This window comes from Clostridium ljungdahlii, from assembly GCF_001636845.1.
In the GTDB taxonomy this organism is placed as follows: Bacteria; Bacillota; Clostridia; order Clostridiales; family Clostridiaceae; genus Clostridium_B; species Clostridium_B ljungdahlii_A.
The window spans coordinates 1-1,376 of record NZ_LITT01000052.1 but is presented as its reverse complement, the minus strand read 5'-3'; the positions used below and the strand labels follow the sequence as shown (position 1 = coordinate 1,376).

The 1,376-nt window shown below is 54.4% G+C and carries 1 protein-coding gene; it reads right to left on the bottom strand.

Going from position 1 to position 1,376, the window contains the following annotated elements; all coding sequences use genetic code 11:
• The coding region (locus tag WY13_RS15525; RefSeq protein ID WP_192845046.1) for a collagen-like protein at positions 1-1,376 on the bottom strand (1,376 nt) is incomplete at both ends.

The following is a 1,376-nucleotide window of genomic DNA, read 5'->3' as shown; positions in this document are numbered from 1 at the left end:
TCCAGTTGAACCAGTAGCTCCAGTGACTCCGGTAGGACCATTAGCTCCGGTTGCTCCAGTAGAGCCTGTAGGTCCAGTTGCACCAGTTGTTCCAGTAGCTCCTGTGTCTCCTGTAGGTCCGGTTACTCCAGTTGGTCCGGTTACTCCGGTTGAGCCTGTTGCTCCAGTTTCACCTGTAACTCCAGTAGGACCAGTGACTCCAGTAGGGCCGGTTTCACCTGTAACTCCTGTAGAGCCAGTAACTCCTGTAGGTCCGGTATCGCCAGTAGCTCCAGTAGAACCGGTTACTCCAGTTGGTCCTGTAGGACCAGTAGCTCCGGTATCGCCAGTAGGACCAGTAACACCTGTAATTCCGGTAGGACCAGTAGCTCCAGTAGAGCCTGTTACCCCAGTAGGACCTGTTACTCCAGTTGGTCCTGTAGAACCAGTTGTTCCGGTAGGACCGGTATCGCCAGTAGGTCCTGTAACACCAGTAGAACCTGTTGAACCTGTAACTCCAGTTGAACCAGTAGCTCCAGTGACTCCGGTAGGACCATTAGCTCCGGTTGCTCCAGTAGAGCCTGTAGGTCCAGTTGCACCAGTTGTTCCAGTAGCTCCTGTGTCTCCTGTAGGTCCGGTTACTCCAGTTGGTCCGGTTACTCCGGTTGAGCCTGTTGCTCCAGTTTCACCTGTAACTCCAGTAGGACCAGTGACTCCAGTAGGGCCGGTTTCACCTGTAACTCCTGTTGGGCCTGTAACTCCTGTAGGTCCTGTAGAACCTGTTGCACCAGTAGGACCAGCAGCTCCAGTAGGACCGGTTGCACCAGTAGGACCGGTTGCACCAGTAGGACCGGTTGCTCCAGTTGGTCCTGTAGAACCAGTAGCTCCAGTAGCTCCGGTATCGCCAGTAGGTCCTGTAATACCAGTAGAACCTGTTGGGCCTGTAATTCCAGTTGAACCAGTAGCTCCAGTGACTCCGGTAGGACCATTAGCTCCGGTTGCTCCAGTAGAGCCCGTAGGTCCAGTTGCACCAGTTGTTCCAGTAGCTCCTGTGTCTCCTGTAGGTCCGGTATCGCCAGTAGCTCCAGTAGAGCCTGTTACCCCAGTAGGACCGGTTGCTCCAGTTGGTCCTGTAGAACCAGTTGTTCCGGTAGGACCGGTATCGCCAGTAGGTCCTGTAACACCAGTAGAACCTGTTGAACCTGTAACTCCAGTTGAACCAGTAGCTCCAGTGACTCCGGTAGGACCATTAGCTCCGGTTGCTCCAGTAGAGCCTGTAGGTCCAGTTGCACCAGTTGTTCCAGTAGCTCCTGTGTCTCCTGTAGGTCCGGTTACTCCAGTTGGTCCGGTTACTCCGGTTGAGCCTGTTGCTCCAGTTTCACCTGTAACTCCAGTAG